The organism is Kocuria sp. CNJ-770 (assembly GCF_001942375.1).
Taxonomy (GTDB): domain Bacteria; phylum Actinomycetota; class Actinomycetes; order Actinomycetales; family Micrococcaceae; genus Kocuria; species Kocuria oceani.
On record NZ_MKJW01000099.1, the window covers coordinates 11915 to 34652 of the forward strand.

The 22738-nt window shown below is 72.7% G+C and carries 19 protein-coding genes, 1 pseudogene and 1 riboswitch; of the genes and pseudogenes, 11 read left to right on the plus strand and 9 right to left on the minus strand.

The features are described from left to right. Positions 1 to 57: 57 nt before the first annotated feature. Positions 58 to 1125: a tartrate dehydrogenase gene (locus BJF77_RS10605; protein ID WP_075872144.1), complete on the minus strand. Its 1068-nt coding sequence runs from the start codon at positions 1123 to 1125 to the stop codon at positions 58 to 60. Between the two features lie 310 nt (positions 1126 to 1435). Here BJF77_RS10605 and BJF77_RS10610 point away from each other — a divergent pair. Beyond that, positions 1436 to 2779 (plus strand): annotated as a pseudogene (locus BJF77_RS10610) (O-acetylhomoserine aminocarboxypropyltransferase/cysteine synthase family protein). Further along, complete coding sequence (locus tag BJF77_RS10615) at positions 2776 to 3270, plus strand: CoA-binding protein (protein WP_047802818.1); 495 nt, start codon at positions 2776 to 2778, stop codon at positions 3268 to 3270. The pseudogene BJF77_RS10610 and the gene BJF77_RS10615 overlap by 4 nt, the downstream one beginning before the upstream one ends. Before the next feature lie 108 nt (positions 3271 to 3378). On the opposite strand, the gene BJF77_RS10620 is transcribed toward BJF77_RS10615, so the two are convergent. The 3 genes from BJF77_RS10620 to ilvD all read right to left on the minus strand — a co-directional run bounded on the left by BJF77_RS10620 (position 3379) and on the right by ilvD (position 7518). Next, complete coding sequence (locus BJF77_RS10620; protein ID WP_203225570.1) at positions 3379 to 3900, minus strand: OsmC family protein; 522 nt, start codon at positions 3898 to 3900, stop codon at positions 3379 to 3381. A gap of 74 nt (positions 3901 to 3974) precedes the next feature. Further along, complete coding sequence (locus tag BJF77_RS10625; protein WP_047802820.1) at positions 3975 to 5453, minus strand: sodium:alanine symporter family protein; 1479 nt, start codon at positions 5451 to 5453, stop codon at positions 3975 to 3977. Positions 5454 to 5685: 232 nt separating this feature from the next. Next, complete coding sequence (gene ilvD, locus BJF77_RS10630) at positions 5686 to 7518, minus strand: dihydroxy-acid dehydratase (protein ID WP_047802821.1); 1833 nt, start codon at positions 7516 to 7518, stop codon at positions 5686 to 5688. Between the two features lie 227 nt (positions 7519 to 7745). On the opposite strand from ilvD, the gene BJF77_RS10635 reads away from it, so the two are divergent. The 4 genes from BJF77_RS10635 (at position 7746) to BJF77_RS10650 (ending at position 11704) form a co-directional block, all read left to right on the plus strand. Further along, complete coding sequence (locus BJF77_RS10635; RefSeq protein WP_075872145.1) at positions 7746 to 9272, plus strand: gluconokinase; 1527 nt, start codon at positions 7746 to 7748, stop codon at positions 9270 to 9272. Between the two features lie 253 nt (positions 9273 to 9525). Further along, positions 9526 to 9858 (plus strand): hypothetical protein, encoded by a 333-nt coding sequence (locus BJF77_RS10640; RefSeq protein ID WP_075872146.1) that lies wholly within the window; start codon positions 9526 to 9528, stop codon positions 9856 to 9858. 98 nt (positions 9859 to 9956) lie between these two features. Continuing rightward, the gene (locus BJF77_RS10645) at positions 9957 to 11105 is read left to right on the plus strand and encodes a zinc-dependent alcohol dehydrogenase (RefSeq protein WP_075872147.1); all 1149 of its coding nucleotides are present in this window, start codon (positions 9957 to 9959) and stop codon (positions 11103 to 11105) included. Positions 11106 to 11122: 17 nt separating this feature from the next. Next, complete coding sequence (locus BJF77_RS10650) at positions 11123 to 11704, plus strand: hypothetical protein (protein WP_075872148.1); 582 nt, start codon at positions 11123 to 11125, stop codon at positions 11702 to 11704. Positions 11705 to 11740: 36 nt separating this feature from the next. Here BJF77_RS10650 and BJF77_RS10655 read toward each other — a convergent pair whose 3' ends face one another. From BJF77_RS10655 to BJF77_RS10670, 4 genes are all read right to left on the minus strand, one after another. After that, positions 11741 to 12769: an ion channel gene (locus BJF77_RS10655; protein WP_075872149.1), complete on the minus strand. Its 1029-nt coding sequence runs from the start codon at positions 12767 to 12769 to the stop codon at positions 11741 to 11743. A 171-nt stretch (positions 12770 to 12940) separates the two neighbouring features. Next, positions 12941 to 14131 (minus strand): acetyl-CoA C-acetyltransferase, encoded by a 1191-nt coding sequence (locus tag BJF77_RS10660; RefSeq protein WP_075872150.1) that lies wholly within the window; start codon positions 14129 to 14131, stop codon positions 12941 to 12943. Further along, on the minus strand, positions 14128 to 14850 hold the full coding sequence (locus tag BJF77_RS10665) for a CoA transferase subunit B (protein WP_047802129.1): 723 nt from the start codon (positions 14848 to 14850) through the stop codon (positions 14128 to 14130). The genes BJF77_RS10660 and BJF77_RS10665 overlap by 4 nt, the downstream gene beginning before the upstream one ends. After that, on the minus strand, positions 14847 to 15590 hold the full coding sequence (locus BJF77_RS10670; protein ID WP_075872151.1) for a CoA transferase subunit A: 744 nt from the start codon (positions 15588 to 15590) through the stop codon (positions 14847 to 14849). The genes BJF77_RS10665 and BJF77_RS10670 overlap by 4 nt, the downstream gene beginning before the upstream one ends. A 143-nt stretch (positions 15591 to 15733) precedes the next feature. Here BJF77_RS10670 and BJF77_RS10675 point away from each other — a divergent pair, with 143 nt between their 5' ends. After that, complete coding sequence (locus BJF77_RS10675) at positions 15734 to 16513, plus strand: IclR family transcriptional regulator (protein ID WP_075872152.1); 780 nt, start codon at positions 15734 to 15736, stop codon at positions 16511 to 16513. Positions 16514 to 16529: 16 nt separating this feature from the next. On the opposite strand, the gene BJF77_RS10680 is transcribed toward BJF77_RS10675, so the two are convergent. Continuing rightward, entirely contained in the window at positions 16530 to 17285 is a 756-nt protein-coding gene (locus tag BJF77_RS10680) for a 3-hydroxybutyrate dehydrogenase (protein ID WP_047802127.1), read from the minus strand. Between the two features lie 172 nt (positions 17286 to 17457). After that, a riboswitch (SAM riboswitch) is annotated at positions 17458 to 17563 on the plus strand. A 12-nt stretch (positions 17564 to 17575) separates the two neighbouring features. Here BJF77_RS10680 and BJF77_RS10685 point away from each other — a divergent pair. The 4 genes from BJF77_RS10685 to BJF77_RS10700 form a co-directional block, all read left to right on the plus strand. Further along, on the plus strand, positions 17576 to 18793 hold the full coding sequence (locus tag BJF77_RS10685; RefSeq protein WP_075872153.1) for a cobalamin-independent methionine synthase II family protein: 1218 nt from the start codon (positions 17576 to 17578) through the stop codon (positions 18791 to 18793). An 87-nt stretch (positions 18794 to 18880) separates the two neighbouring features. Next, on the plus strand, positions 18881 to 20098 hold the full coding sequence (locus BJF77_RS10690; RefSeq protein ID WP_075872154.1) for a cobalamin-independent methionine synthase II family protein: 1218 nt from the start codon (positions 18881 to 18883) through the stop codon (positions 20096 to 20098). Between the two features lie 252 nt (positions 20099 to 20350). After that, a complete protein-coding gene (locus tag BJF77_RS10695; RefSeq protein ID WP_047802124.1) occupies positions 20351 to 21760 on the plus strand; it encodes an MFS transporter in 1410 nt (469 codons plus the stop codon). Positions 21761 to 21911: 151 nt separating this feature from the next. Next, positions 21912 to 22738: thiamine pyrophosphate-binding protein (locus tag BJF77_RS10700; RefSeq protein WP_139318531.1), on the plus strand; the 827-nt coding region annotated here is incomplete at its 3' end.

Below are 22738 nucleotides of genomic sequence, written 5' to 3' on the forward strand. Positions count from 1 at the left end.
CCGGCGCTGCGCCGGACGGCCCTGGGCTGCGAGGCCCTGGGCTCTCGGGGCCCGCGGCTACGGGGCCGTGGTGCAGCGGGCCAGCACGGCCTGCGTGAATTCCTCGGTGCTCGCCGTGCCGCCCAGGTCCCCGGTCAGGGTGCCGCCGGCCATGGCCTGCTCGAAGGCGGACTCGAGGTGCCGGGCGGCCCCGCCCTCGCCCAGGTGGTCCAGCATCATGGCGGCGGCCCACATCGTGCCCACGGGGTTCGCGATGCCCTGCCCGGCGATGTCGGGCGCGGAGCCGTGCACCGGCTCGAACATGGACGGATGGGTCTTCTCCGGGTTCAGGTTGGCGCTGGGCGCCACCCCGATGGACCCGGCGGCCCCGGCCGCGAGGTCGGAGAGGATGTCGCCGAAGAGGTTGGAGGCCACGACCACGTCGACGCTGCGCGGCTTGAGCACCATCCGGGCGGCCAGCGCGTCGATGAGCACCCTCTCGACCGTCACCCCCGGGTACTCGGCGGCCGTCGCCTCCACGACCTCGTCCCAGAAGGGCATCGTGTGGATGATCCCGTTGGACTTCGTGGCCGAGACGAGCCGCCCGGAGCGCTGCTGGGCCAGCTCGGCCGCGTAGCGGGCGATCCGGGTCACCCCCGCCCGGGTGAACACGGACTCCTGGACGGCCATCTCCTCGGGCCGGCCCCGGTAGAGCCGGCCGCCGACCTCCGAGTACTCCCCCTCGATGTTCTCCCGGACGACGACCAGGTCCAGCTCGTCCAGTCCGCGCAGCGGCGAGGTGACGCCGGGCAGGATCCGGATCGGCCGGAGGTTGACGTACTGGTGGAACTCCCGGCGGATCGGGATTAGCAGCCCCCACAGCGTCACGTCGTCGGGGATGTCCGGGGCGCCGACCGCGCCGAGCAGGACGCCGTCCCCGGAGGCCAGTTGCTCGATGCCGTCGGCCGGCATCATCCTCCCGTGCGCCCGGTAGTGGTCCGAGCCCCAGTCCCGCTCCCGCCAGCGCACCGTGAAGCCGTGCGCGTCCGCCAGGGCGTCGACGCAGCGCAGCGCGGCCGGCATGACCTCCTGGCCGATGCCGTCGCCGGCGATGACGTCGATGGTGTACTGCCGTGTGCCGGTCACAGGATTCCTCCGCAGCGTCGTCGGGACCGCGGAGGCGGCTGCGCTCCACGACTGGTGCCGAGCATAGTCCGCCGGGGTCTCCCCGGGGTCCCGGCTGGCGCTCCGGCACCCGGAGCCGCAGAATGGAGGGCAGCCATCCCGAGCGGCCGAGAGACCTGGATCGTCGACGCCGCAGCAACCGTGGTCGACGTCGCAGACCGCACGGTGCTACCGCCAGGACCGATGGAGCAGCGCACTCCCGGCACCCCGGCCGGGACACCTCTCCGCCCGGGACCGACCAGCGGCACCACTCGCACGAGGAGTCCTTCCCATGGCCGACCACCAGTTCGGGTTCCGCACCCGCGCCCTGCACGCCGGGGGCACCCCCGACGCCGAGCACGGCGCCCGCGCGGTCCCGATCTACCAGACCAGCTCGTTCGTCTTCAAGGACGCCGACGACGCCGCCAACCTGTTCGCCCTGCAGAAGTACGGCAACATCTACTCCCGGATCGGCAACCCCACCGTCGCCGCGTTCGAGGAGCGCATCGCCTCCCTGGAGGGCGGCATCGGCGCCGTGGCCACCGCCTCGGGGATGGCCGCCGAGTTCCTGACCTTCGCCGCGCTCGCCCAGGCGGGCGACCACATCGTGGCGGCCGGCCAGCTCTACGGCGGGACCGTCACCCAGCTCGACGTCACGCTGCGCCGCTTCGGCGTGGACACCACGTTCGTGCACGGCACGGACCCGGAGGACTACCGGGCGGCGCTGCGGCCGAGCACCAGGGCCGTCTACACCGAGGTCGTCGCGAACCCCTCCGGGGAGGTCGCCGATCTCGAGGGCCTGGCAGCCGTGGCCCACGCGGCCGGCGTCCCGCTCGTGGTCGACGCCACGATGACCCCGCCGTACCTGGTCCGCCCGATGGAGCACGGCGCGGACATCGTCATCCACTCGGCCACCAAGTTCCTGGGCGGCCACGGCACCACGCTGGGCGGCGTCGTCGTGGAGTCCGGGCGCTTCGACTGGGCAACGGCAACTTCCCGTCCATGACCGAGCCCGTGGCCTCCTACAACAAACGTCTCCTGGTGGGAGAACTTCGGCGAGTACGGCTTCCTGACCAAGCTGCGCTCGGAGCAGCTGCGGGACATCGGTCCGGCGCTGTCCCCGCAGTCGGCGTGGAACCTGCTGCAGGGCGTCGAGACGCTGCCGCAGCGCATGGACGCCCACCTGGCCAACGCCGCGGCCGTGGCGCAGTGGCTCGCGGAGGACCCGCGGGTCTCCTACGTCAACTACGCGGGGCTGCCGGACCACCCCCACCACGAGCGGGCCCGGAAGTACCTGCCGCTGGGCGTGGGCTCCGTCTTCTCGTTCGGCGTGACGGCCACCGGTGAGCTCACCGGGCGGCAGGTCGGCGAGCGGTTCATCGAGAACCTGCAGCTGGCCAGCCACCTCGCCAACATCGGCGACGCCCGCACCCTCGTGCTGCACCCGGCCTCCACCACGCACCAGCAGCTCAGCCCCGAGCAGCTGGAGGTGGGCGGGGTGTCCGAGGACCTCATCCGCATCTCCGTGGGCATCGAGGACGCCGAGGACATCCTCTGGGACCTCGACCAGGCCCTCTCCGCGGCCACCGGGCTCGCCCGGGCGTCCGCCCCGACCGTCGAAGGAGCACTCCGATGACCGCCGAGACCCGCACCTGGCAGGGGCCGAGCGCCCCCGAGCGGCTGAAGCTGCTGCGCGGCACGGAGTCGATCGCGATCGTGGGGGCGTCCGACAAGCCCTCCCGCGCCTCCTACTTCGTCTCCACCTACCTGCTGTCCTCCTCGCCGTACCGGGTGTACTTCGTCAACCCGGTGCTGCGGGAGATCATGGGCCGGCCCGTCTACCCGTCCCTGGCGGACCTGCCGGAGACCCCGGACCTCGTCGACGCCTTCCGGCGCCACGACGACCTCCCCGGCGTGGCGCGCGACGCCGTGGCCGTCGGGGCGAAGACCCTGTGGCTGCAGCTGGGCTCCTGGCACGAGGAGGCCGCCCGGATCGCCGAGGAGGGAGGGCTCGACGTGGTGATGGACCGCTGCCTGAAGATCGAGCACGCCCGCTTCCACGGCGGCCTCCACCTGGCCGGCTTCAACACCGGGGTCATCTCGGCGAAGCGGCAGGTCCTGTCCTGACGGGCCCCGCCCCGGCAGGTCGCGCCCCGGGACGTCCTGTCCCGGCACGCGCAGCGGCCCCGGAAGCCTGGTGCTTCCGGGGCCGCTCCCGTCCCGAGGGGCGGGTCGCTACACGCGCTCGAGGACGAACCGCACGTCGGCCTTCAGGCTCTGGCTGACCACGCAGTACCGCTCCGTGGCGCGCGCGAGGCGCTCCAGGGCGGTGTCGTCGAGGTCGGCGTCCACCCGGGCGGTCACCACGACGTCCTGCACCCCGACGGGCACGGAACGGTCCACGCCGAGGGTGCCGCGGGCGTCGAACATGCCGTCGGCGGTCAGCTCGGCCGAGCGCACCTCCACGCCCATGGCGGTGGCGACGCTGCGCAGCGTCACCCCGGCGCAGGCCAGGAGCGCGTCGAGGAGCATGTCCCCGGAGCAGGCGTCGCTGCCGTCACCGCCGGTGGCGGCGTGCGGGCCGCCGCGCACGGGGCCCGCCCAGGTGTCCACCGTGCAGGTCAGGCCGGGGTCCCGGAAGTTCCCGTGGGAGTGCAGGGGCGTGCGGGCCGCCTCGGGCTCCGCCCGGTAGCGGTCCTTGAGCGGGGCCTGGAGCTGCCGGAGCTCCGCGGCGGTCATCTGGGTTCGAGATTCCATGCTGTCACTGTAGAGCGTCCGGCGCGGACGGCACCATGCGGGGCGCCCGCGCCGGACCGGCCCAGCGGACCGGCTCAGCGGACGCGCTCGGCCGCCATGTCGTCCCAGTACGCGCGGGTGGTCACCACGTCGGTGCCGTCCCACGCCCCGAGCCCGTACAGCCCGGGGATGTCGCCGCTGTGGAACACCGGCTCCAGCCCCTGCCTGCGCTGGGCCTCGTAGTTCTTGAGCACGCGCACGGCCACCCCGGCCAGCAGCACCAGGGCCACGAGGTTGATCGTGGCCATGACCGCCATGAAGAGGTCGGCCAGGGACCAGACCAGGTCCAGGGCCAGCACGGCGCCGGCGAAGACGAACGCCAGCACGAGCACGCGGTAGGCGGTCATCACCGCGGGCGAGCCGGTGAGGAAGCGGATGTTGGACTCGCCGTAGTAGTAGTTGCCGATCACGGAGGTGAAGGCGAAGAGGAAGATCGCCACGGTGAGGAAGTGCACCGCCCAGCCGCCCAGCTGCAGGGCCAGCGCGGACTGGGTCAGGGAGGCGCCTTCCCGGCCGCCGAACTCGGGGTCGGACAGCAGCACGATGAACGCCGTGATCGAGCAGATCAGCCAGGTGTCGAAGTAGACGCCGAGCGCCTGCAGGAAGCCCTGCTTGGCCGGGTGGGAGACCGACGCGGTGGCCCCCGCGTTGGGGGCCGAGCCCATGCCGGCCTCGTTGGAGAACAGGCCGCGCTTCATGCCCTGGATGATCACGCCGATCAGCCCGCCGGTGACGAACTCCCGGATGCCGAAGGCGCCCTCGAGGATCTGGCCGAGGACGGCGGGGATCTCGCCGACGTTGAGCACGACCACGAGCAGGCCGAGCAGGACGTAGAGCACGGCCATGACCGGGACGACCACCTCGGAGACGGCCGAGATGCGGCGGATCCCGCCGAAGATGATCGCGGCGGTCAGGCCCACGAGCACGGCGCCGACGAGGATCCGGAACCACAGCGCGTCCGCCGCGGCGATGTCGACGCCGAGGGACCCGCCCAGGGCGTCGACGATCGAGTTCGACTGCACGGAGTTGAACACGAACCCGTAGGTCAGGGTGATGACCACCGCGAAGAGCAGGCCCATCCAGCGCGCCCCGATGCCCCGCTCCATGTAGTAGGCGGGCCCGCCCACGTAGCCGGTGGGCGCCTTGATCTTGTAGAGCTGGCCCAGCAGGGACTCCACGAAGGCACTGGCCGCGCCGATGCCGGCGATCACCCACATCCAGAAGACGGCGCCCGGTCCGCCCAGGCTGATGGCGATCGCGACGCCGGCGATGTTGCCGGTGCCCACGCGGGCCGCGGCGCTGACGGTGAAGGCGCGGAAGGCGGAGATGCCCTTCTTGCCGTCCTCGGCCATGCCGGGCTTGTCGCCCAGCACCCGGAACATCTCCGGGACGAGCCGCAGCTGCACCACTCCGGTGCGCACGGTCAGGTACAGGCCCACTCCGATGAGGATGGCGAAGACCACGTTCCACACCCAGCCGCCGAGGGTGCCGACGAGGTCGGTGACGAGTTCCATTCCAGCTCCGAACTGTGACGACGCGGTGCTCCGGCAGGGATCCCTGCGGACCCGCGTGGACGATCAGGACGCAGCGGTTGCGCGCCCCGACGGAACTCTAGTGGACGTGACCGGCGTCTCGACCCCCTCACCCCTCATCCCCCCGGGCCGGGGTCGCGGCCGACGGCGACCGGAGTGCGCCCGGTCGCCGTCGGCCGCACCCTCGCGAACGGGGTGGGAGGGGCGGGAGGGGTCAGATCACGCGCACCGCGCCCTTGTCCGCGGAGGTGACCATGGAGGCGTAGGCACGCAGGGCCTTGGAGACCTGCCGCTCCCGCGGCCTGGTGGGGTACCAGGGCGCCGGACCTCTGGCCTGGCGCCGGGCGGCGAGCGTGGCGTCGTCGACGTTGACCCGCAGCACCCGCTGTGCGACGTCGATCTCGATCTCGTCGCCGGTCTCGATGAGCCCCACGGCGCCGCCGGCGGCTGCCTCCGGGGAGATGTGCCCGATGGAGAGGCCGGAGGTGCCTCCGGAGAAGCGGCCGTCGGTGATCAGCGCGCACTCCCGGCCCAGGCCGAGGCCCTTGAGGTAGGAGGTGGGGTAGAGCATCTCCTGCATCCCGGGCCCGCCCTTGGGGCCCTCGTGGGTGATGACCACGATGTCGCCGGGCTGCACGTTCTTGGAGAGGATCTCGAACACGGCCTCGTCCTGGGACTCCACCACGAAGGCCTTGCCGACGAAGTGGAAGAGCTCCTCGTCGATGCCGGCGGTCTTGATCACGGCCCCGTCCTCGGCGATGTTGCCGTAGAGGATCGCCAGGCCGCCGTCCGCCGTGTAGGCGTGCTCCACGGAGCGGATGCAGCCGTCGGCGGCGTCGGTGTCCAGGGACTCGAACTCGTTGGCGGTGGAGAAGGCCTGCGTGGTGCGCACACCGCCGGGGGCGGCGTGGAAGAGCTTCCGGGCGCGCTCCGAGGACCGGCCGCTGCGGATGTCCCACTCGTCCAGCCACGTGGCCAGGTCCGGGGCGTGCACGGTGTGCACGTCCTCGTTGAGCAGCCCCGCCCGGCGCAGCTCGCCGAGGATGGCGGGGATGCCGCCGGCGCGGTGCACGTGCTCGATGTGGAACTTCGTGGAGTTCGGGGCGACCTTGCACAGGCAGGGCACCCGGCGGGACAGGGCGTCGATGTCCGGGAGGGTGAAGTCCACCTCGCCCTCCTGGGCGGCGGCGAGGATGTGCAGGATCGTGTTGGTGGACCCGCCCATGGCGATGTCCAGGGCCATGGCGTTCTCGAAGGCGGCCTTCGTGGCGATGTTGCGCGGCAGCACGGACTCGTCGTCCTGCTCGTAGTAGCGGCAGCACAGGTCCACCACCCGGCGGCCGGCCTCGAGGAACAGCTCCTTGCGCGCCACCTGGGTGGCCAGCGTGGTGCCGTTGCCGGGCAGGGACAGCCCCAGGGCCTCGGTGAGGCAGTTCATGGAGTTGGCGGTGAACATGCCCGAGCAGGACCCGCAGGTGGGGCAGGCGTTGCGCTCGATCTGGCCCAGTTGCTCGTCGGTGACGGACTCGTCGACGGCCATGGACATGGCGTCCACCAGGTCCAGGCGGTGCTCCACGACGCCCTCGACGGCCTCACCGGACTCCATGGGCCCGCCGGAGACGAAGACCACCGGGATGTTCAGCCGCAGCGCGGCCAGCAGCATGCCCGGGGTGATCTTGTCGCAGTTGGAGATGCACACCAGGGCGTCGGCCCGGTGGGCGTTGACCATGTACTCCACGGAGTCCGCGATGATGTCGCGGGAGGGCAGCGAGTAGAGCATGCCGTCGTGGCCCATCGCGATGCCGTCGTCGACCGCGATGGTGTTGAACTCCTTGGCCACGCCCCCCGCCTCCTGGATCGCGGAGGCCACGAGGTCGCCCATGTCCTTGAGGTGCACGTGGCCCGGCACGAACTGCGTGTAGGAGTTGGCGATCGCGACGATCGGCTTCCCGAAGTCGTCGTCGCCCATGCCGGTGGCCCGCCACAGGGCGCGGGCGCCGGCCATGTTCCGGCCGTGGGTCGAGGTGCGGGAGCGGAGGTGGGGCATGGCGCGGCTGCGTCTCCTTGGTCGGGTCCTGGGACGAGGGGGCCGGTGGGGCGCACTCCCCGCGCACCGGCCGAGGGCCGGCGCGACCGGGGCGGCCGCCGGAGGTCCGCCGCCCAGAATACGCGCCGTCGCACCCTCGTCCCGCTTCCCGGACGGCTGTCTCACCATGTGGTCATCGGGGACCGCTCCTACACTGGGGCACGACACGCCCCGAAGGAGGACTCCCCATGAGCCAGCACACCACTCCCCCGCGGCCGGACGACAGCACGTCCTTCGCCGTGGACCTGGCCGAGGCGGTCGACCCGCTCGTGATGGCGCTCGACGTCGGCTCCACGGGCAGCCGGGGCGGCCTGCACGACGCCACCGGGACCCCGGTGCGCGGCTACCGGCACAAGATCGAGCACGAGTTCAGCACCGGGGCCGACGGCACCTCGGTGATCGACCCCGACCAGGTCACCGAGGAGCTGGCCGGGATTCTGGACCTCGTCCTGGCCGACCCGGCCCTGGCCGGCCGGGTGGCCGGGGTGGCCCTGGACACCTTCGCGTCCTCCCTCGTGGGGGTCGGCGACGACGACGAAGCGATCACCCCCTGCTTCACCTACGCGGACTCCCGGTGCGCGGAGCAGCTGGTGGCGCTGCGCGCGGAGCTCGACGAGCCCTCGACCCTCCAGCGCACCGGCGCCCGTCTGCACACCTCCTACCTCGCCCCGCGCCTGCGCTGGATCCGGGAGACGGACCCGCGGACGTGGGAGCGGGCCCGGCGGTGGATGTCCCTCGGCGAGTACGTGCACCTGCGCCTGCTCGGCACCGCCCACGCCGGGACCGCCACCGCGGCGTGGACCGGCCTGCTGGACCGGCGCACGGGCCGGTGGGACGAACCGCTGCTGCTGGCCTGCGGCCTGGACGCCGAGCAGCTCAGCCCCGTGCTCGACCCGCACGAGCCGATCCCGGACGTCGCGGACTCCGTCGCCCGGCGCTGGCCCGCCCTCGAGGGCGCTCACTGGTTCGCGCCCGTGGCCGACGGGCTCAGCGCCAACCTGGGCTCGGGCGGGGCCGACGCCTCGACCCTGGTGGTCTCCGCGGCCACCTCGGGGGCCGCGCGCGTGCTGCTGCACGCGATCCCCGAGCGGGTCCCCAGCGGGCTGTGGTGCTACCGCGTCGACGCGCGGCGGTGCCTGCTGGGCGGGGCCCTCAACGACGTGGGACGGGCGATCAGCTGGCTCGGGAGCACGGTGCGCCTGCCGGAGGACACCACGCTCGAGGACGTGGCCGTGGCGGACGTCGCCGAGGGCACCCCGGTGGTGCTGCCCTTCTTCACCGGCGAGCGCTCGACCGGCTGGGCCGGCGGCGCCCGGGCGGTGCTGGCCGACGTCACGGCCGCGGCCACCGGCGCGGACCTGGCGCGCGGCGTGCTGGAGGGCGTGGCCGCCTCCTACGCGCGCGTGGCCGACGAGCTCGAGGACGTCGCCGGCGGCGTGGAGCACGTGGTGGCCTCGGGCAGCGCGTCCCAGGACGTGCCCGGGCTGATGCAGATCCTCGCCGACACCCTCGGCAAGCCCGTGGCCCGGGCGGAGTTCAAGCGCGCGACGCTGCGCGGCACGGCGCTGCTCGCCCTCGAGACCCTGGCCCCGGACGTCGAGCGGGCCCGTCCGCCCTACGGCCCGGAGCGTGCGCCGGAGCCGGAGCGGGCCGGGCACTACGCCGCGGTCCGCGCCCGCTTCGAGGAGCTCTACGGGGCGGTCGTCGCCTCCTGACCCGGGCGCCCGGAGACCGGGCCCGGGATCCGCGGGATCCGCGGGACGCCGCGGCAGGCCATCGGGGCCGGCCCCTGGTGTCCGGACCCTCGAGGCCGGCCATCAGGGCCGGGCCGCGGCACCACACTCGGACACAATGGTGTACCTCTGTGAAAACCGTGGCCCCGCCGGGAAACGCCTTCCTACCGTGGGAGCGGGAGCCGGCCGCAACCGCGGCACCGTCCCCTCCGCCCCGACGAACGGAAGGACGACGATGGACGACACCCTGGCCCGGGAACAGGCCGCCCGGCTGCACCGGACGCTCGAGGACGCGCGCATCGGCGGCCGCCGGCTCTGGGTGCGCTACCTCGCCCTCGGCGGGACCGCCGGGGAGCTCGAGGTCGAGGGCTACCGGCACGGGTGCCTGGACCTGCCGGTCCGGCAACGGGATCTGCTGGCCTGGGCGGCCAACACGCTGCTCGACCGCCGCTTCCACCCGCGCGTGCCCTCGAGCGGCGACCTCGCCGGCGCCGCGCGAGCCGGGGCGGTGGGAGCCGGGGCCGGCCGGGACCGCGGCGAGCGGGCCAGCTCCGCCGGCGCGGACTGAGCGCCCGGGCCCCGTCCCGCGCAGGGGGTTGACCGCGCCCGGGGACGGTGGAACGCTGGCCTCCACCAACAGTGTGCTTACTGATCGAGGCGGGTCGCATGAAGGCGATGGTGTACCGCGGACCGTACAAGGTGCGGGTCGAGGAGAAGGACGTCCCGGGGATCGAGCATCCCAACGACGCGATCGTGCGGGTGACGCGGGCGGCGATCTGCGGGTCGGATCTGCATCTCTACCACGGGATGATGCCCGACACCCGGGTGGGGATGACCTTCGGCCACGAGTTCGTCGGGGTGGTCCACGAGGTGGGCTCCTCGGTGGAGCGCCTGGTGCCCGGGGACCGGGTGCTGGTGCCGTTCAACGTCTACTGCGGGTCCTGCTGGTTCTGCGCCCGGGGCCTGTACTCCAACTGCCACAACGTGAACCCGAACGCCACCGCGGTGGGCGGGATCTACGGCTACTCCCACACGTGCGGGGGCTACGACGGTGGCCAGGCGGAGTTCGTGCGGGTGCCCTTCGCGGACGTGGGGCCCTCGCTCATCCCGGACTGGATGGACGAGGAGGACGCGGTGCTGTGCACCGACGCCCTGGCCACCGGCTACTTCGGAGCCCAGCTGGGCGACATCGCCGAGGGTGACACTGTGGTGGTGCTCGGCGCCGGGCCGGTGGGCCTGTTCGCGGCGAAGTCGGCGTGGCTGATGGGCGCGGGCCGGGTGATCGTGGTCGACCACCTGGACTACCGGCTGGCGAAGGCCCGGCAGTTCGCCCAGACCGAGACGGTCAACTTCGCCGAGCACGACGACGTCGTGGTGGAGCTCAAGCGGGCCACCGACTACCTGGGTGCTGACGTGGTGATCGACGCCGTCGGCGCCGAGGCGGACGGCAACTTCACCCAGCACGTGACCTCGGCCAAGCTCAAGCTGCAGGGCGGGTCGCCTGTCGCGCTGAACTGGGCGATCGATTCGGTGCGCAAGGGTGGGACGGTCTCGGTGATGGGCGCCTACGGGCCGATGTTCAGTGCCGTGAAGTTCGGCGACGCCATGAACAAAGGGCTGACACTGCGGATGAACCAATGCCCGGTGAAGCGCCAGTGGCCGCGGCTGTTCGAGCACATCCGCAATGGTTACCTCAAGCCCAGCGACATCATCACCCACCGCATCCCCCTGGAGCACATCGCCGAGGGCTACCACATCTTCTCGGCCAAGCTGGACGGCTGCATCAAGCCGCTCATCGTGCCGGGCACCTCCTGAGGAAGGGCGCTGCGACCATGACCTCCACCCCGTACACCGCCGGCGAGGCCGAGCGCCCCGTGGACCGCGAGGAGCTGCGCTCCCGCATCCCCGGCTGGGGCGCGGACCTGGACCCGGCCGACCGGCCCTCCGTGCCGAAGCTGCGCTACGACCCCGGCGCCACCGGGGCGCACTGGGACGTCCCGGAGCGCCAGGAGGAGCGGTGGCCCCGGGAGCGGTCGATCGAGCACGCGCAGCTCACCCCCGTCTTTGGCACCTCCTGCCCGCCCAAGGGCCTCTCCGGGGTGCTGCGGCGGCACGCCTACCGCAGCTACAGCGAGGGAAGGGCCGCGCACTGGCTGATCCTGCTGGCCGCCGACCGGGTCGACGCGTGGGAGAGCCACCTCGTCTCCTTCGCAAGCCTGCGCCCGGACAACCCCGTCACCGAGACAGGGGTGCTCTCCGAGTTCACCCGGCACGGCCTCTCGTCCCGGCGGGACTCCACGCGCGCCGACCTCTCGCACACATGGCTGGACCCGGTCGTCGTCGCCGGGCCGTGGGTGCTGGCGGGCGGCGCCGCCGTCGCCGCGGGACGGGCCCTCCTCCGGCGCCGGGGCTGACCCGCCCGGTGCGCGCCGCACGCCGTCCGGCGGGCCTCAGCGGGCGCAGGACCTGACGATGTCCTCCGGCGAGAGCCGGCGCCCGCCCACGTAGTACAGCACGGCGCCCGCCGGCAGCGGGGAGTTCCAGCCGGGGCTGATCACCGCGCCGTCGAGCTGGACGGCGAGCAGGGTCGCGTCGAAGCCGCGGCCGATGCCGGTCTGGAGCTCCCCGACGACCGTCCCCGCGAGCGCGTCGGGCAGCCGGGTGCTGTAGGTGTTGCGGCCGCCGTGGGTCATCAGGTCCGCGTACACGGCCGCGATGCCGGGGTCCTGGAGCTCCTCGGTGGCCATCCGCGGTGAGTGCCACTGCACGCACTGCACCTTGCGGTCGAGGTAGGAGAAGTTCCGGGCGCGGACCATGTCGCGCAGGGTCACCACGATGTGGGCGCTGTGGTTCAGGTGGGCCGCGGCCACGGTGAGCGTGAGCGCCTCGTTGTCGTCGCGGGCGTCGACGAGCACCCGGCGCGCGCGGTGGATCCCGGCGCGGCGCAGCACGGTCTCCTCGGCGAGGTCGCCGCGGACGAAGCCGTGGTCGGGGTGGTCCGGCAGCGGGTTCTCCGTCACCTCGTCCCAGGCGCAGAGCGCGATCGGGAGGACGCCGTCCGCGGTGAGCTCCTGGACGAGCCGCTCGGTGCGTCCGGGCGTGTACCCGAGGATCACGAGGTGGTCCGACAGGTCGAGGTCGAGCTGGCCCTTCATGCGCTGTCCCTTCGCGTTCTCGATGGCCGTGGCGATCTTGGTGAAGAGGGTCGTCAGCGTGGCGATGCCCCCGACGATGACGTAGACGCCGACGAGGTGGCCGCCGAGGGTGGTCGGGAAGAAGTCGCCGTAGCCGACCGTGGACGCGGTGACTACGAACCACCACCAGTAGTTCTCCACGGCGGCGATCGGGTTCTCGGCCGGCTCCGCCCAGGCCATCAGCGGCCAGCTGGTGAGGAACACCGTGACGATGATCAGCAGGGGCAGCCCCCAGGCCCGGGCGCTGCCCAGCCGGCGGACCAGGCGGGCGAGGAAGAACGGCACGGGTGGATCCTCCTGTCTCGTCGCGGTCCTCCCACCGACCCTACGGGGGTCCGCGCCGGTTGGTGCGCAGGCCCGGCCCACCCACCGGGCCGCGAGCGACGACGTCCGGCGCGGGTGACCACGCGATCCCGTGGTCACCCGCGCCGGACGCGGCCCGTGGGCGGAGCCGGGTCAGTCGCGGTGGAGCAGCAGCGCCTCGCCCTGGCCGCCGCCGCCGCAGAGGGAGACCGCGGCCTTGCCGGAGCCGCGGCGGGAGAGCTCGAGGGCCGCGTGCAGGGCCAGGCGCGCCCCGGAGGCGCCGATCGGGTGGCCCAGGGCCACGGCGCCGCCGTGGATGTTGGCCCGCTCCAGCGGGTAGTCGAGGTCCCGCAGGGACTGGATCAGCACGGACGCGAACGCCTCGTTGATCTCGATGAAGTCGAGGTCCTGCACGGACCACCCGGCCTTCTCGACGGCGGCCTCGATGGCCCGGGACGGCTGGGAGTGCAGGGACGTGTCGGGCCCGGCGACCTGGCCGGGGGCGCCGACGACGGCGAGGTGCTCCAGCCCGTGGCGCTCGGCGTAGGCCCGGCTGGTCAGCACCACGGCCGCCGCCCCGTCGGACAGCGGCGAGGAGTTGCCGGCGGTGATGGTCCCGTCCGCCGCGAACGCCGGCCGCAGGCTTCCCATGGACTCGGCCGTGGAGTCGGGCCGGATGCCCTGGTCGGAGTCGACCACGAGCGGGTCGCCCTTGCGCTGCGGGATCGTCACCGGGGCGATCTCCTCGCGGAAGACGCCGTCGGCGGTGGCGCGGGCCGCGCGCCGGTGGCTCTGGGCCGCGACCTCGTCCTGCTCCGCGCGGGAGATGGACCGCTCGCCGTTGCCGGACTCGGTGAGCGAGCCCATGGACACGCAGGCGGCGACGTCCACGAGACCGTCCTTGGCCACGGAGTCCTCGAGTCGGAGGTCGCCGTAGCCCTTGCCCTGCCGCACGCCCGCGGCGAGGTGCGGGGCGTTGGTCATGGACTCCTGGCCGCCGGCCACGACGATCTCGGCCTCGCCGGCCCGGATCATCCGGGCGGCGTTGGTGATGGCCACGAGCCCGGAGAGGCACACCTTGTTGACGGTCTCGGCGGGCACCCGGAGCGGGATGCCGGCGGTGACCGCCGCCTGGCGGGCGGGGTTCTGGCCGGCACCGGCCTGCAGGACGTGGCCCATGATCACGTAGTCGACCTGCTCGGGGGTGAGCCCGGCCCGCTCGAGCGCGCACGTGATGGCGTGGGCGCCCAGCTGGGCCGCGGTGAGGGACGCCAGCTGCCCCAGGATCTTGCCCTGGGGCGTGCGGGCGCCGGACAGGATGACGACGTCGTTCGGGGTGTTCATCGGTTCTCCTCGGCAGCACCTGGTGCGGTGGACACGGTTGCGGCGGACACGGTTTCGGCGGGGACGCTCTCGGGGGTGACGTCCTGCAGCTCGGTGCGGAAGGACGCCTCGGTCTTCGCGCGGACCTCGTCCTCGGTGACGCCCGGGGCGAGGCTGCGCAGCACGAGCCCGCCGTCCTCGACGTCGAAGACGCACAGGTCCGTGACGATGCGGTCGACCACGCCCACGCCGGTGAGCGGGAGGTCGCACTCGGTCCTGATCTTGGCCGAGCCGTCCTTGGTCACGTGCTCGGTCAGCACGACGACGCGCGGGGTGCCGGCGACGAGGTCCATGGCCCCGCCCATGCCCTTGACCATCTTGCCGGGGATCATCCAGTTGGCGAGGTCGCCCGAGCCGGAGACCTGCATGGCCCCGAGGATCGCGATCTTGACGTGGCCGCCGCGGATCATCCCGAAGGACGTGGCGGAGTCGAAGATCGAGGCCCCGGGCAGCAGCGTGATGGTCTGCTTGCCCGCGTTGATGAGGTCCGGGTCCTCCTCCCCCTCGTAGGGGAAGGGGCCCATGCCGAGCACGCCGTTCTCGGACTGCAGCACCACGTTCACGCCCTCGGGCAGGTTGTTGGCCACCAGGGTGGGGATGCCGATGCCGAGGTTGACGTAGTCGCCGTCGGAGAGCTCCACGGCGGCGATCGCCGCCATCTCGTCGCGGGTCCAGCTCATGCCTGGTCTCCGTTCTGCGGGGAGGGCTGCCCGGCCGTGGCGGGGCGGGGGCGGACGGTGCGCTGCTCGATGTCCTTGGGCGCACCGCTGTACTGCACGACGTGCTGGACGTAGACGCCGGGGGTCACGACGTGGTCCGGGTGGATCTCGCCGACCGGCACGAGGTGCTCGACCTCGGCGACGGTGAGCTTCCCCGCGGTGGCGACGATCGGGTTGAAGTTGCGCGCGGTGTAGCGGTAGACGAGGTTGCCGTCGGTGTCACCGGTGTGGGCGTGCACCAGGGCGATGTCCGCGACGATGCCGCGCTCCTGCACGTAGGTCTCGCCGTCGAACTCGGCGTGCGGCTTGCCCTCGGCCACGAGGGTGCCGACCCCGGTCCTCGTGTAGAAGGCCGGGATGCCCGCGCCGCCGGCCCGGAGCCGCTCGGCGAGCGTGCCCTGCGGATTGAACTCGACCTCGAGCTCGCCGTCCAGGTACTGCTGGGCGAAGAGCTTGTTCTCGCCCACGTAGGAGGCGAGCACCTTCGTCACCTGGTGGTTCTCCAGCAGCACCCCGAGGCCCTTGCCGTCCACGCCCATGTTGTTGGAGACCACCGTGAGACCGGTGACCCCGGAGTCGCGGACCGCCTCGATGAGGTCCCGCGGGATCCCGCTGAGCCCGAACCCGCCGACGGCGAGCGTCATGCCGTCCCGCAGCTGCTCCGCCAGCAGCCCGGCGGCGTTGTCGATGACCTTGGACACCCTTGTCCCTTCCTGTCGGTGATCTGTGACCCAGGACTCAATCTAGGAACACCCCACATACCGGTCAACCGGTGCGCCGGGATCCCGCGGGCTTTCCTCAGCATCCGGCCATCAGGTCCCGCAATGTCCATATAGTGGAGTTCATGACGGGAAAGGTCGGGGCCGGCGCGGGCACCCAGGTGGTCCACCGCGTCGCACAGCTGCTGCGCGCCGTCGCGGGGCGGGAGCAGGGCAGCACCGTGGCGGAGCTGGCGGCGGCGACCGGGCTGACGCGCCCCACCGTGCACCGCCTCCTGACGGGCCTGGCCGAGGAGGGGCTCGTGGACCGCCCGGCCGGCAGCACGGCGTGGCAGCTCGGCCCGGAGCTCTACGTGCTGGGCGCGGTCGCGGCCCACCGCTACCCGATCCGGGAGCTGGCCGGACCGTCGCTGCGCCGGCTCGCCGAGGCCACGGGGGAGAGCGCGTTCCTCTCGGCCCGCCGCGGACCCGAGACCGTGTGCCTGGCCCGGGTCGAGGGGGCCTTTCCGATCCGCTCCCACGTGCTGTACGAGGGCCTGCGGCTGCCGCTGGGCGTGGCCTCGGCGGGCCTGGCGGTCCTGGCCCACCTGCCGGACGCGGAGGTGGAGCGGATCCTCGCCGCCACGTCCGCCGCCCGCGCCGAGTGGGGCCCGCTGCACACCCCCGAGCGGATCCGCGAGCTGCTGGAGGACGTGCGGCGGGAGGGTTTCGCGGTGAACCCGGGACTGATCGTGGAGGGCAGCTGGGGCATGGCCGCGGCGGTCTTCGACACGACCGGCGCCCCCGTCTACGCCCTGAGCCTCACCGGGATCGAGCCCCGCTTCGCCGGGGAGCGCCGCGGGCTCCTGGGGCGGGCGCTGCTCACGGAGGCCCACCGGCTCTCCCGGGAGCTGGGCCACCGCTGAGCGGCTCCCGGCCCGCTCAGCGCGCCGTCCAGCCGCCGTCCATCGTGTAGGACGCGCCGGTGACCATGGCGGCGTGCGGTCCGGCCAGCCACGCCACGAGGCTGCCGACGTCCTCGGGCTCCACGAGCTTCTTCACCGGTGTCTCGCCGAGCATGATCCGCTCCACGACCTCGGCCTCGGGGATCCCGTGCACCCTGGCCTGGTCCGCGACCTGCTTCTCCACCAGCGGGGTGCGCACGTAGCCGGGGTTGACGCAGTTGCTGGTCACCCCGTGCGCCGCCCCCTCCAGGGCCACGGTCTTGGACAGCCCCTCGAGGCCGTGCTTGGCCGCGACGTAGGCGCTCTTGTAGGGGGAGGCCCGCAGCCCGTGCACGGAGGAGATGTTCACGACCCGCCCCCAGCCCCGCTCGTACATGTGCGGCAGGGCCGCGCGCACCAGCAGGAACGGGCTCTCGAGCATGAGCACGAGGATCCGGTGGAAGTCGGCGGGGTCGAAGTCCTGGATCGGGGCGACCTTCTGGATGCCGGCGTTGTTCACCAGCACGTCCACCTCCAGGCTCAGCCCGGCCAGCGCCGCGGTGTCGAGCAGGTCGACGCCCCACGCCCGCCCGTCGAGCTCGTCCGCGACCCGCTGCGCACCGGCCTCGTCGACGTCGGCGACCACCACGTGCGCCCCGGCGCCCGCCAGGGCCCGGGCCGCGGCCAGCCCGATGCCGCTCGCTCCACCGGTCACCAGCGCGGTGCGGCCCTCGAGGCCGTGGTCCTGGAACATGGGGAACCTTCCTTCCGTCCGCCGCGCCCACAGGGTCCGGGGCACCGGTCACCGTCACGGTATGTGATCCGGAGCACGACGGCGAGCAGGGACCCGCGCGTCATGCGGCGTCATGCCCGTCACGCGGCTCCCGAATGGCGCAACGTCCGGGCCGTGGGATTGGATGGGGTCGTCACCATCCAGAGCGGCCGAGAGACCTGGCTCGACGACGCCGCAGCAACCCGCACGGACGGCCCCCGCGCCCTACGCCCCGGTGCTACCGCCAGGACCGATGGAAAGGACAGCGCCCCATGCTGCACAGTGCCGACCGCATCCTCACGTCCCACGCCGGGTCCCTCCCCCGGACCCCGGAGCTGCTGCAGGCCAACGAGGCCCGCCTCCCGGGCGCGGCCGGCACCGAGGAGTTCGACCGCCTGCTGCGGGACGCCGTCGTGGACGTCGTGCGCCGCCAGCGCGAGGCCGGCATCGACGTGGTCAACGACGGCGAGTACGGCCACGCGATGACCCGCTCGGTGGACTACGGGGCGTGGTGGACCTACTCCTTCGACCGCACGGGCGGGCTCGCGATCGTCGACGACAACGACATCCACGTCCCGAAGCGCTCCGCCCCCGGCAGCGTGGTGCTCACGAGCTTCCTGGACCGGCGGGACCTCACCGCCTTCCACGACGCGTACACGGACCCCTCCTCCGGCATCCACCTGGCCGACCCGGACCTGCCGCCGCCCGTGTTCCCGGCGGCGACCGGCCCGCTCTCCTACACCGGCCACGCCGCGGTGGCCTCCGACGTCGCAGGCCTCACCGCCGCGCTGCGGGAGACGGGGGCGGCCGAGGGCTTCGTCGCCGCCCTCTCCCCCGGCTCCGCCGCGCGGATCGGCAACCACCACTACGGCAGCGAGGAGGAGTTCCTCTACGCGTGGGCGGACGTGCTGCGCGAGGAGTACACCGCGATCCTCGACGCCGGCCTGGTGCTGCAGATCGACGACCCCTCCATCGCCGAGTCCTGGGACCAGATCAACCCGGAGCCGGCCGTCGAGGACTACCGGCGCTTCGTCCAGGTCCGGGTGGAGGCCCTCAACCACGCCCTGCGCGGGCTGCCGCAGGACCGGATCCGCTTCCACCTGTGCTGGGGCTCCTGGCACGGCCCGCACACCACGGACCTCGAGTTCAGGCACCTGGTGGACCTGCTGCTGTCGATCGACGCGGGCGCCTACTCCTTCGAGGGCGCCAACGCCCGGCACGAGCACGAGTGGAAGGTCTGGGAGGACCACGCACTGCCCGAGGGCAAACTGATCCTGCCCGGCGTGGTCTCGCACGCCACCAACGTCGTGGAGCACCCCGAGCTCGTCGCCGACCGGATCGAGCGCTATGCGAGGCTCGTGGGGCGCGAGAACGTCATCGCCTCGACCGACTGCGGCCTGGGCGGGCGCGTGCACCCGCAGATCGCGTGGGCGAAGCTCGAGACGCTCGCCCGCGGCGCCGAGATCGCCTCGCGCCGGCTCTGGGCCTGAGCGCCCGCCCGCCCCCGCCCTCGCCGCTCTTCCCCGCCACCCTTTTCCGCTGCCCGCGCCCGCCGCCCCACTCCGAGGAGCACCTCCATGACCCTGCAGAACACCGACCGCGTGCAGACCACCCATGTGGGCTCCCTGCCCCGGACCCCCCGCCTCCTGGAGGCCAACCGGCAGCACGCCCAGGGGGCGATCACGTTCGAGCAGCTCACGGACGAGCTCGCCACGGGCGTCGAGGACGTCGTGCGGCGCCAGCGGGAGACCGGCGTGGACGTCGTCAACGACGGCGAGTACGGGCACACGATGTCCAGCGCCGTCGACTACGGGGCCTGGTGGAACTACTCCTTCTCGCGCCTCGGAGGGCTGACGCCCACGGACGAGGACCGGTGGGCGTCCACGGAGCGCCGCCGATCCTCGCCCGGACACGTGGTGCTCACCAGCTTCCCGGACCGCCGGGACCGGGAGCGGTTCCGGGAGGCGTACGAGGACCCGGCGTCGGGCATCCTCACCGGGCGCTCCTCGACCGCGCAGCCGAAGATCACCGGGCCGCTGACCTACACCGGCCAGGAGGCGGTGGCCTCCGACGTCCGCAACCTCAAGGCCGCCATGGCGGCCACGGGCGCGGAGACCGGGTTCGTCGCCGCGCTGTCCCCCGGCTCCTGCGCGCGCGTGACCAACGAGTACTACCGGACCGACGAGGAGCTCGTGTACGCGTGCGCCGACGCGATGCGGGAGGAGTACCTGGCGATCACCGGCGCCGGGCTGATCGTGCAGATCGACGACCCCTCCATCGCGGAGTCCTGGGACCAGGTCAACCCGGAGCCCACGGTGGAGGACTACCTGGCCTTCACCCGGCTGCGCGTCGAGGCCCTCAACCACGCGCTGCGCGGGATCCCCGAGGAGCAGGTGCGCTTCCACCTGTGCTGGGGCTCCTGGCACGGCCCGCACACCACGGACCTCGAGCTCGAGCACCTCGTGGACCTCATGCTGACCATCGAGGCCGGCGGCTACACCTTCGAGGGCGCCTCCGCCCGCCACGCCCACGAGTGGAAGGTCTGGAAGGAGCACCCGCTGCCCGAGGGCCGGGTGATCATCCCCGGAGTGGTCTCCCACTCCACGAACGTCGTGGAGCACCCCGAGCTCGTCGCGGACCGGATCGAGCAGTTCGCCTCGGTGGTCGGCCGGGAGAACGTCGTCGCCTCGACCGACTGCGGACTGGGCGGACGGCTGCACCCGCAGATCGCCTGGGCCAAGCTGGAGTCCCTCACGGCCGGCGCACGCCTGGCCTCGGAGCGGCTGTACGGCTGAGCGGATCCCGGCCGGGCCGCAGGAGCACCGGGACGGCAGGCGCATCCACGGCCGTCCGTGCCCGGCCGCTTCCCAGCCCCCTCGCCGACGGGCGGGCTCCGTCACAATACCGGCGCGGCATCCGATCGTGGTGCATCCATAGTGACAGGTGTCACTTTCCTCCGTAGGATCTCCTTGAACTACCGAACGTTCGGTTATTAGGCGTTCGGTTCCGCCGAGGACGACCCCGTCCCCGACCACACTGGAGATCCCATGGCGCACGCTGACACCGCCCCGGCCGGGCGGCACGAGATGTCCCACGAGGAGCGCAAGGTCCTCGCGGGCACGCTCGTGGGCACCACCATCGAGTGGTACGACTTCTTCATCTACGCCCAGGCCGCCGCCTTCGTCCTGGCCCCGCTCTTCTTCGAGCCGCTGGAGTCGGCCAACGCCGGCCTCGCCCAGGTCGTCGCCTGGGCCTCGCTGGGCATCAGCTTCCTGTTCCGCCCGCTGGGCGCCGTCGTCGCCGGCCACCTGGGCGACAAGTACGGCCGCAAGATCGTCCTCGTCCTCACCCTGGTGGGGATGGGCGCCGCGACCATGCTGATCGGCCTGCTGCCCACCTACGCCACCATCGGCATCTGGGCCCCGATCCTGCTCATCCTCTTCCGCGTGATCCAGGGCTTCTCGGCCGGCGGCGAGTGGGGCGGTGCGGCCCTGATGTCCGTGGAGCACGCCCCGCGGCACAAGCGCGGCCTGTTCGGGGCCTACCCGCAGATCGGCGTGCCGATCGGCATGCTGCTGGCCACGGGCTTCATGTTCGCGCTCACCTCGATGATGTCCCCCGAGGACTTCCAGGCCTGGGGCTGGCGCATTCCGTTCCTCTCCTCCGTGGCGCTGATCATCGTGGGCTACCTGATCCGCAAGGCCGTGGACGAGTCCCCGGTGTTCAAGGAGATGCAGCTGCGCAAGAAGGAGTCCTCCGCTCCCCTGGGGCAGCTGTTCAAGAAGAACTCCAAGCAGGTCACCCTCGCGGCGCTGATCTTCGCCGCCAACAACGCCGCCGGCTACCTGGTCATCGCCTTCTTCGCCTCCTACGGCGCCAAGTCCCTGGGCATGGACCGCTCCGCGACCCTGATCGCGTCCCTCATCGGCGGCCTCGGATGGCTCGTGTTCACGATGCTCGGCGGTGCGATGTCGGACAAGGTCGGGCGTGTGCGCACCTTCCAGATCGGCTACGTCGTCATCATCCTGTGGGCGGTGCCCATGTGGTTCCTGCTCGACACCGGGGTCACCTGGATCTTCGCCGCGGCCATCGTGGTCCTCACCCTCGGCCTCGGCCTCTCCTACGGCCCGCAGTCCGCGCTCTACGCCGAGATGTTCCCGGCCCGCGTGCGCTACTCCGGCGTCTCGATCGGCTACGCGCTCGGCTCCATCATCGGCGGCGCCTTCGCCCCGATGATCGCCCAGCTGCTGCTCAACGAGACCGGGATCTCCTGGACCATCGGCGTGTACATCGCCGTCCTGGCGATCATCTCGCTCGTCGCGGTCTCCATGGTGCCCAAGAGCATCCAGGGCATCGACCTGCACGTGCAGGACGTGCACCGGGACTACGTCTCCGAGCACCCCGAGGCCGCCGAGATCCTCGCGTCCGCGGAGTCCGCCGAGAAGCGGCGCGACTGACCGAGCGGCCCCCGGCCGTGCACCGAGCCGCCCGCCGGCACCCCCACGGGTGCCGGCGGGCGGCTCCACCCGTGCAGGACCTCCCCGAGCACATCCCGCCCCCCCTCACCCAGGGGGCTCCGCCCCGAGCCCCGCCGAAAGGACCCCGCCCATGACCACCGACCTCTCGCTGCCCACGGTCTCGACCGCCGTCGCAGAGGTGATCGCCGCGCGCACCGATCACCTGTTCGGGCTGATGGGCAACGGCAACGCCCATCTGATCAGCCACCTCACCAGCCGCGGGTTCGGCTTCACCTCCGCCCGGCACGAGGCCGCCACGGTGACCATGGCCGATGCCTACCACCGGGCCACCGGCCGGACCGGGGCGGCCACCACGACCTACGGGGCCGGGTTCACCAACACCTACACCGCCCTGGCCGAGGCCCGCCTGGCCCGCATCCCCCTGGTCCTCGTCGTCGGTGAGGCCCCCACCACGGGGCGGCGGCCCTTCGACATCGACCAGACCGCCGCGGCCGCCGCGGTGGGAGTCACCACCCTGATCGCCACCCCCGGAAACGCGGTGGCGATCACCCACCGGGCCTTCGACCTGGCCGCCCGCACCGTGCAGCCGGTGGTGCTGGCCATCCCCTACGACTGCGCCACCGCCGCCCTGACCGAGCCGGTGGACCTGGAGCCGCTGCCGGCCAAGGACACCTGGATCGCACCGGCCGAGGAGCTGGACCGGATCGCGGGACTGCTGCGCGCCGCCGACCGCCCGCTGCTCCTGGCCGGGCGCGGGGTGCTGCTGGCCGGGGCCGCCGCATCGCTGCAGGAGCTCGGCGACCGGCTCGGGGCGATGTTCATGACCTCGGTGATGGCCACCAACGCCGTGGACTCCCCCTGGAACCTCGGCATCGCCGGAGGCTTCACCCGCGACCACCGCCTGGCCACCGCCCGCCAGGCCGATCTGGTGCTGGTGGCCGGGGCGAGCCTGAACGC